Origin of the sequence: Paraburkholderia humisilvae, from assembly GCF_902859855.1 — a bacterium.
GTDB classification, from domain to species: Bacteria; Pseudomonadota; Gammaproteobacteria; order Burkholderiales; family Burkholderiaceae; genus Paraburkholderia; species Paraburkholderia humisilvae.
Genome location: NZ_CADIKH010000452.1, coordinates 1 through 686, shown reverse-complemented (window position 1 = coordinate 686; position 686 = coordinate 1). Strand labels below are relative to the sequence as shown.

At 65.9% G+C, this 686-nt stretch carries 1 protein-coding gene; it reads left to right on the top strand.

Annotated elements, in window-relative coordinates:
* On the top strand, nt 1-686 hold a 686-nt coding region (locus HV796_RS43015), incomplete at both ends, for a hypothetical protein (protein WP_175233647.1).

Genomic DNA, 686 nt, shown 5'->3' with positions numbered 1-686 from the left:
ACACGGCAGCGTGGGCGACCCCTATGGACTGCTCGCAGCCAGTGACGGCGCAGCCCCTTCAGGCGCGGAGATGCATCAACTGCTCGAACGGCTCACGCCGGTACCGGAGGACAGGCGGCCGGTGGCGATGCGCCGCTCGGAGGGCGGGACATGGCAGGATCCGCAAACGCTGGCGCATTACGCGCAGATTGGAGCGAAGCTGTACCGGGTGGCCAAAGACGAGGCCGCGTCGAGTGGCGGGTATGTGGTATGGAATCCGGTGGATGCCACTGGCAATGCACGGGAGCGGACAATCCGTCTGGAAAACCGGGAGGGCCAGTGGCAGCAGGCCCGGAATGCTCCGGGTCTGAAAGGTGGGGCGCCTGAACCCCATCGCTTGCCCCAGTTGTCAGCGGATGAGGTGGATAACGAGCTCGCGGATCTGGACGGCAGGCCGCATTCTGGCTCACCCGTTGACGTTGCACCTCAAAGCCGGAGGGCGGACCCGGCAGGCACGGCACTGGTTGACTGGGCCCACGCGGAGCAGGCGCGTGGACTGCCGCTTTCCCATGCGGAGCAGCAGATCCATGACAGCCTGAACGCTCCAGGGCGTCGACAGCCGGCTGCCCCTCTCCCAGGCAGCAGTCGCGCAAAGCCCCGTGCACGGTTCGTTCCGACATTACCTGAACACATCGATCTGCTGAAGG